Consider the following 6899-nt stretch of genomic DNA (forward strand, 5'->3'; position numbering starts at 1 on the left):
TTAGGCCATTACAAAGTTGTTGTTGGCATACGTCGCACCCGTACCTTCCTATCCAAATAGTTGTAAACGATTTTACCACAAATGGTTAATGTTACCAACCCTTTATTCTCTCCACGGCACGAGATTTGGCTCGGCGTCCAAAATCGATTCGTATTGTTCTTTCCAGCCATACAGGGCGGTTGGGTCCAGCAGCTTGTAGCGGGCGTATTTTTCCTGGCGAATCTTTTCAGATGACCAGCCCAGATGCTTCACCCGGTAGTAACTGAGAAAGGAAGGCAGCTCGAAAATATTGCCGGGAAAGCGTCCGCAGTGCAAGGGCTGTTCTTTCCACAGATAGCGAAGGTTGGGGCGGTAGCGGACGATGAATGGGCGGTATACATAATGGGCGCGCCAATACGGGTCTTCACGGTAGTGGGATTCAGTCCACATATCATACAGGCGGAAGCAGCACACATCGCCATGCTGTCTGGAGAGCAGCGCATGTACACCTGTGGCAAACCCGTCTTCAAAAACTTCGTCGGCATCCATGTTGACGATCCACTCTGGCTGGTGAGAAATGGTTTCTTTCCATTGCTGTTTGCGCAGGGCGACTTCGTTGGTGAATTGCGGCGTCGGGTTTCGGACGAGGTGGAGGGGAATGCCTTTTAGCAGCTCATGGCAAATTTCGGCGCTGTCGTCTGTGCTGCCGTCGTCGATAATAACGGCTTCGTCGATGTACTCCCTGTGCTTGGTGAGCACGTGGGCGAGATGTTTGTCTGCCTCGTTGTGGATGACCATGGACAAAGTAATTTTGGGACGGGACGTGGGCACAGCGGGCACGGCAAGAGAGGGGGATTTTTTGACGCGGAGCGGAGCGGAACCGTAGATTTGTTTCATCCAGACGGTCGCTTCCGCAAAGTCACTTTCCCGGTACAGATGGAACGCGGGGTAGTGGGTGTCTACGAACAAAGAGAACCCTAGCGCCACAGCCCGTATGCAAAAATGGCGATCTTCTCCCCAAAACGTGACATTGTGAATACGCGAATAGTTCACGCCGGATTCCAATGCCTTCCGGCGAATCAAGGTGCAAGCGCCGAGGCCGCCCACTTCATACAGGCCGGGAACGCGCAGCTTTCCATAAAAGGCGTACTTTCTGAGGTATTGTTCCTCGGCAGAGATGGTTTCCAGCCGATGGTTGATTTCATACTGCGTGTACTGGTCCGTAAGCCAAACCTGGGGAACTGGCAGCGTGTCTGGCGTCCAACTCGTCCAGAAAACTTCCGAGACGATGTCTTTTTCCGATGCGAGCAAAGTTTCCAGCGTAGCTGGCTGGAGCAGCAAGTCCGAGTCGAGGAGGAACAGCCCGTCGTAGCCGCCTGATTTGGCGCGCTCGATCAGTTGGTTTTTGAAGGAAGCTACCCGCCAGACCAGCTCATCTGTCCAAATATGGGTCGTCTCGTTGCAAGAGTAGGTAGAGGGTGCTTCCTGGCTGCGGATGATCTCCACTTGGCCGGAGTGCTTTTCGGCAAAATGGTGGAGGAGTCTGCTCGAAGCAGGATCGTTATTGTCATCAACAAACAGGTAGTGGACGGCCATATCGGAAGTCGAAAGCTTTTCCAGCGAAAACAAAAACATGCGCAGCACGTCCGGTTGTTGGCAAACCGGGCTTCCAATCAAAATCCGCGTTTGCGTCGTCATTTTATCACCCCTTGGTCGATGGCGTGTGGGCACATGTACGCACCATGTTGGCCGAGGTCTGGTCGTATACGTGCGCCTCTTTTGATTTGCCCAGACGCTCCATGCAACGTCCGAGATAGTGCAAGGCATGAAAGCTGCCCATTCCTTGCTGACTGAGATGCTCCCAATGCTCTTCCCCGATCTCTAGGCAACGCTCGAACGATTGGATCGCTTCGGCGTACAGCCCGTGCTCCATCAAGAAAACTCCTTTGTAAAAATGCAGGTCCACGTAATCCGGATAGAGCCGAATGGCGCATTCGATGCCGGGCCATGCCCCCCGCATGCTGCCGTGCCGGAACAAAATCTCGTATTTTAGCTTGTAAAAAAGAGACGGCGGCAACTGACTTTTGCCCAAAAAGCCTTCCAGCGCCTGATTGACGAGAATGAAGGCGTGCTCCCATTTTTGCGCGCGATAAAATTCGCTGGCCAGGTGGTAGTCGCACCACGGGTCGCGATCGGGATTTTCCCTCTCTTCCAAAAGCAGCTTCAGGTTGCGTCTGGCTTTGTTTTTCTTCGTAACAACTTCTTCTATGTAGCCATAATGGTGAAGGCGGACAGGAATCAGCGGGATCGCCCCGTCCTGCGGAACCGTTTCGGGCCATTGCAGCACTTCATGAATATCCCTTGCAAATTGAAACCCCTTTTTGTTGCGAAAAAGGCGAATTTGCGCGTTGCGGCTTGCCAGATGCAGAGAGGCCGTTTCTTTTTTCGGGCCTTGGTAATGAAGGAGCTTGAGAAACAGGACGTCCGATTTGCTTGCAATGGCCGCCTGACGCAACGCCTCCTGATCTGCTTCCTCCAATCGCTCATCCGCATCGAGCCACAAAACCCATTCCCCACGGGCTTCTTTCAATCCGATATTCCGCGCTTTGGAAAAACTGTTTTCCCACGGAGCTTCGATGACTTTCGCACCGTATTTGCGGCAAAGCTCCTGTGTGCCGTCTGTTGAACCTGTGTCGACGACAATGATCTCATCTACAACAGAATGAACGCTTCCCAGACATGCTTCGATCTGATCGGCCTCGTCTTTGACAATCATGCATAGCGAAATGAGCGGAGGTGTCATGGACGCTATCACCTTCTTTGGGTTGTTCTTTCATCATGCTTTCGATAAACCTTATTCTTTGAAAGCCAAAGTTATGTGAGGAGCGATATACATATTGGGCTTGGCCGGAAAATAGGATGTAAAAAAGATTTTGCGCCTAAGGAGGGCGATCTGCATGTTCACAGTCAGCCTGTGCATGATCGTTCGCAATGAAGAACAGACACTGGGTCGATGCTTGTCGACTGTGCGCGATTTGGTGGATGAGATCATCATTGTAGATACAGGGTCTGAAGATCAGACGCGCGAAATTGCCCGGTCATTCGGGGCGAGGCTGTTTGAGTTTGCGTGGATCGACGACTTTGCGGCAGCGCGCAACTTTGCTTTCAGCCAGGCGAGCAAAGACTATATTTTTTGGCTCGATGCCGACGATGTGTTGGAAGAAGCTGACCGGGAACGGTTTTTGGCGCTGCGGAAAATGGAGCCTTTTGAGTACGACAGTGTCTCCATGCCTTATCACCTTGCCTTTGACGATCGGGGCCAGCCTGTGAAGTTCCTGCGGCGAAATCGGCTGGTGAAGCGGCAACGCCAATTTGTCTGGCACGGCGCTGTCCACGAATATTTGGAGGTGGGAGGGGAGATTTATCACAGCGACATTGCGGTCACGCATCGCAAGGAGAAGGCGTACACCGACCGCAATTTGCAAATTTATTTGCGGCGGCAGGAGCGAAACGAATCGTTTTCCCCCAGGGATCAGTACTACTTTGCCAACGAACTTTACGATCATGGCCGCTATCAGGAAGCGGCCGAGCAATATCAAGCCTTTTTGGATGGCGGACAGGGCTGGATCGAGGACCAGATTATGGCTTGCTATAAACAAGCGGAATGTTATGCGAACTTGCAGCAGCCGGAAAAACAGATTCAGTCCCTGGTGAGAACATTGGCTTTTGACGCGCCGCGGGCGGAATTTTGCTGCAAGGTAGGGGCTTATTTTTTGGAGAAAAAGGATATTCATAAAGCGATTTACTGGTTCCGGCAAGCGACTTTGCTTGAACGGCCACCAAACATGATGGGGATGACAGATGAACCTGCCTGGTCGTGGCTGCCTCATTTGCAGTTGTGCTACTGCTATGATCAGATCGGGGAGTACGGAAGGGCAAAAATTCACCACGAGATGTCAAAGCTGCACCATCCTACGCATCCGAGCGTTTTGCACAACGAAAGGTACTTTGCCAGCCGGGAAGAAGCGCAGCCGTCAGTGTGAGAGAATTGCTTTTTCCGGCGGCTGGAAACGGAGGTCATGAGACATGTCGTTGCCAAATGTGCCTGACATAACGCCGCGCATCACGCTGAAGCGCGAGGAAGTGTTTCATCTGTTGCTTACCTCTGTCGCCATGGAGGAAATCAGCCTGTCTCATATTATGAATGCGGAGGGGGAAAAAATTCAGCGTTTGCTGCAAAAAGAGGAGGTTTGCCTGGAAGATATGCTGCGCATTAACAAAAGCGTCGAAAGAATGCTGCGCAGCATCATCAGCAAGCAAATTTTGCTGCAATTCAAGCTGGATAATATTTTGGAAATGGAACGAAAGCTGGGCGATTCGGGAGATCCTGCCGAGGATTGTCATGAGGAATAGCTCGTTTGACCGAATGCTTGCAGGTGTGGTTCATTGGACGAATCGCCAGGGAACGACAGGGGGAACAGACGGATATGAGCGGCTTTTGGCCGCTGCCTTCGCCATGGAAAAAGCCATGGCTTCTCTGGCGGAATGCCAAGCGTGTCACACCAAAGCTTTTTTGCTTGCCGCCAAAACACATCCAAAGGAAGAAGCGATCCCACTTTTATTCCAGGCGCTGAAATCGTCAAGTCTTTGGCTGGAAGCGATGATTATGTTGCATTGGATAACTTTTAGCCGGATAAAGGGGATGGCTTCTTTTTTTGCATGGCAAGATCATATGGCAGAGAAATCGGAGCAGGTTGCGGAGGTTTGCAAAAGGTCATGGACGGCTGTGTACTCGTTTGGTCTAGCGGCCATTGGCCTAGTGGAACAGATCATTTTGCATGTCATTGCTCTCCAGCAAACGTCGCCCTGTCACCGATCGTCCGAGCAGCAGCTTATTCATTTGCTCGAACAGTTGGATGATTTTTTTCGCATTTGTGTGCGGAAAGCGGATTTTTGGGGAGTGCCTTTTGCCAATCGAGGGATTGAGGGGGAAGCTGCACAGCGGGAAAAACGCTCCATGCTTGGTTCGGCTTTGCAGCAGTTGGAAAGGTATGGTTCGCCTTCGAGCGCGCTTTCTTCTGCTTTTAAAGTGAAATTGAAGGACATTGTCCTGCCATTGAAAAAGTACGGCGATCTCGGGGGGAGCGTCCGTTCCGTTATCGAGACAAATCGCCATTATCAAGCTCCTTGGTTAAACAGGGAGGTACTGCCCGCCGTGACCAAAAGCCACAAGGTTGTGGTCCAGTCCAAGAAGTGGAAGAAGAATCCGTGAGGTTGGATGGTGTTCTTTTGGCTATTGAATAAGCGGAATGGGGAGGCTGCGCTTTTCACGGGGAAGGGGGGAGAGTTTTGTCATTTCCAAATATCCCAAATATCAGCCCGACAATTACGATTACGCGCGAAGACGCCATTAACTTGTTGCTGTCTTCTTTTGCCATGGAGGAATTGGGGCTAAGCCATATCTTGAATGCGGAAGGCGAAAAAATTCAGTATGTCCTAGGAACGCTTCCTGGTGTGAGTGGACCTGCGGGAGCGACGATAGATGATTTGCTGGCGATTGACCAGAGCGTAAGAGAAATGGTCGATGCGACGATCAAACAAGACATGCTCCTCCAGGCGAAGCTGCAGACGGTGTTGAGCGCCTCCACCATGCAGGGTCCAACCGGAGCAACGGGTCCAACCGGAGCGACAGGGGCGGGGAAGGGGGCGACTGGAGCAACTGGAGCAACTGGAGCAACTGGAGCTACGGGAGCAACCGGAGAGACAGGAGCAACTGGAGTCACGGGAGTAACTGGAGCCACGGGGTCAACTGGAGCCACGGGAGCAACCGGAGACACAGGATCAACTGGAGTTACGGGGTCAACTGGAGTTACGGGGTCAACTGGAGTTACGGGGTCAACTGGAGTTACGGGATCAACTGGAGTTACGGGGTCAACCGGAGTTACGGGATCAACTGGAGCCACGGGGTCAACCGGAGTTACGGGAGCAACTGGAGCCACGGGAGTAACCGGAGCCACGGGGGCAATCGGAGAAACGGGAGCAACTGGAGCCACGGGGTCAACCGGAACTATGGGAGCAACTGGAGTTACGGGAGCAACTGGAGTTACGGGAGCAACCGGAATCACGGGAGCAACCGGAGTTACGGGAGTAACCGGAGAGACGGGAGCAACTGGAGCTACGGGGTCAACTGGAGTTACGGGAGTAACCGGAGAGACGGGAGTAACCGGAGCCACGGGAGCAACTGGAGCTACGGGAGTAACCGGAGCCACGGGAGAATCTGGAGCAACTGGAGCTACGGGAGTAACTGGAGCCACGGGAGCAACTGGAGCTACGGGAGTAACTGGAGCCACGGGAGCCACGGGAGAAACTGGAGCCACGGGAGTAACCGGAGCTACGGGAGCAACTGGAGCTACGGGAGAATCTGGGGCCACGGGAGCAACTGGAGTTACGGGATCAACCGGAGAGACGGGAACAACCGGAGCCACAGGATCAACCGGGGTTACGGGAGTAACCGGAGAGACAGGGTCAACCGGAGTTACGGGAGTAACCGGAGCCACAGGAGTAACCGGAGCTACGGGAGCAACCGGAGTCACGGGATCAACCGGAGCTACGGGGTCAACCGGAGTCACGGGAGCGACAGGAGAGACGGGAGTAACCGGAGCCACGGGAGCAACTGGAGCTACGGGAGTAACCGGAGCCACGGGGGCAACCGGAGAAACGGGAGCAACTGGAGCTACGGGAGTAACCGGAGCCACGGGAGCAACTGGAGCTACGGGAGCAACTGGAGCTACGGGAGTAACCGGAGCCACGGGAGCAACCGGAGCCACAGGAGTAACCGGAGCTACGGGAGCAACTGGAGTCACGGGAGCAACTGGAGCTACGGGAGCCACCGGGGAGACGGGAGCCACCGGGGTTGCGGG

The 6899-nt window shown here is 53.5% G+C and carries 6 protein-coding genes; 4 read left to right on the forward strand and 2 right to left on the reverse strand.

Translation table 11 applies throughout. From position 1 onward, the window contains the following. Positions 1-102: 102 nt before the first annotated feature. Positions 103-1677, reverse strand: a complete 1575-nt coding sequence (locus EDM60_RS09665; protein ID WP_122963794.1) for a glycosyltransferase family 2 protein — start codon at positions 1675-1677, stop codon at positions 103-105. Between the two features lie 4 nt (positions 1678-1681). Continuing rightward, a complete protein-coding gene (locus EDM60_RS09670) occupies positions 1682-2782 on the reverse strand; it encodes a glycosyltransferase family 2 protein (RefSeq protein ID WP_122963795.1) in 1101 nt (366 codons plus the stop codon). Between the two features lie 154 nt (positions 2783-2936). Between EDM60_RS09670 and EDM60_RS09675 the strand changes: the two genes are divergently transcribed. The 4 genes from EDM60_RS09675 to EDM60_RS09690 all read left to right on the forward strand — a co-directional run. Beyond that, entirely contained in the window at positions 2937-4022 is a 1086-nt protein-coding gene (locus EDM60_RS09675) for a glycosyltransferase family 2 protein (RefSeq protein WP_122963796.1), read from the forward strand. Positions 4023-4065: 43 nt separating this feature from the next. After that, on the forward strand, positions 4066-4392 hold the full coding sequence (locus tag EDM60_RS09680) for an alpha-helical endospore appendage domain-containing protein (protein ID WP_122963797.1): 327 nt from the start codon (positions 4066-4068) through the stop codon (positions 4390-4392). Positions 4393-4495: 103 nt separating this feature from the next. Further along, positions 4496-5251, forward strand: coding sequence for a hypothetical protein (locus EDM60_RS09685; protein WP_141254276.1), 756 nt, complete (start codon positions 4496-4498; stop codon positions 5249-5251). Positions 5252-5328: 77 nt separating this feature from the next. Further along, positions 5329-6899: collagen-like protein (locus EDM60_RS09690; RefSeq protein ID WP_208715200.1), on the forward strand; the 1571-nt coding region annotated here is incomplete at its 3' end.

Origin of the sequence: Brevibacillus parabrevis (assembly GCF_003710905.1) — a bacterium.
Taxonomy (GTDB): Bacteria; Bacillota; Bacilli; order Brevibacillales; family Brevibacillaceae; genus Brevibacillus; species Brevibacillus parabrevis.

Excerpts from the sequence above, each read along its gene's own strand:
- EDM60_RS09670 (WP_122963795.1), bottom strand. The coding sequence starts at position 2,782 with ATGACACCTCCGCTCATTTCGCTATGCATGATTGTCAAAGACGAGGCC.
- EDM60_RS09665 (WP_122963794.1), bottom strand. The coding sequence starts at position 1,677 with ATGACGACGCAAACGCGGATTTTGATTGGAAGCCCGGTTTGCCAACAA.
- EDM60_RS09680 (WP_122963797.1), top strand. The coding sequence starts at position 4,066 with ATGTCGTTGCCAAATGTGCCTGACATAACGCCGCGCATCACGCTGAAG.
- EDM60_RS09675 (WP_122963796.1), top strand. The coding sequence starts at position 2,937 with ATGTTCACAGTCAGCCTGTGCATGATCGTTCGCAATGAAGAACAGACA.
- EDM60_RS09685 (WP_141254276.1), top strand. The coding sequence starts at position 4,496 with ATGGAAAAAGCCATGGCTTCTCTGGCGGAATGCCAAGCGTGTCACACC.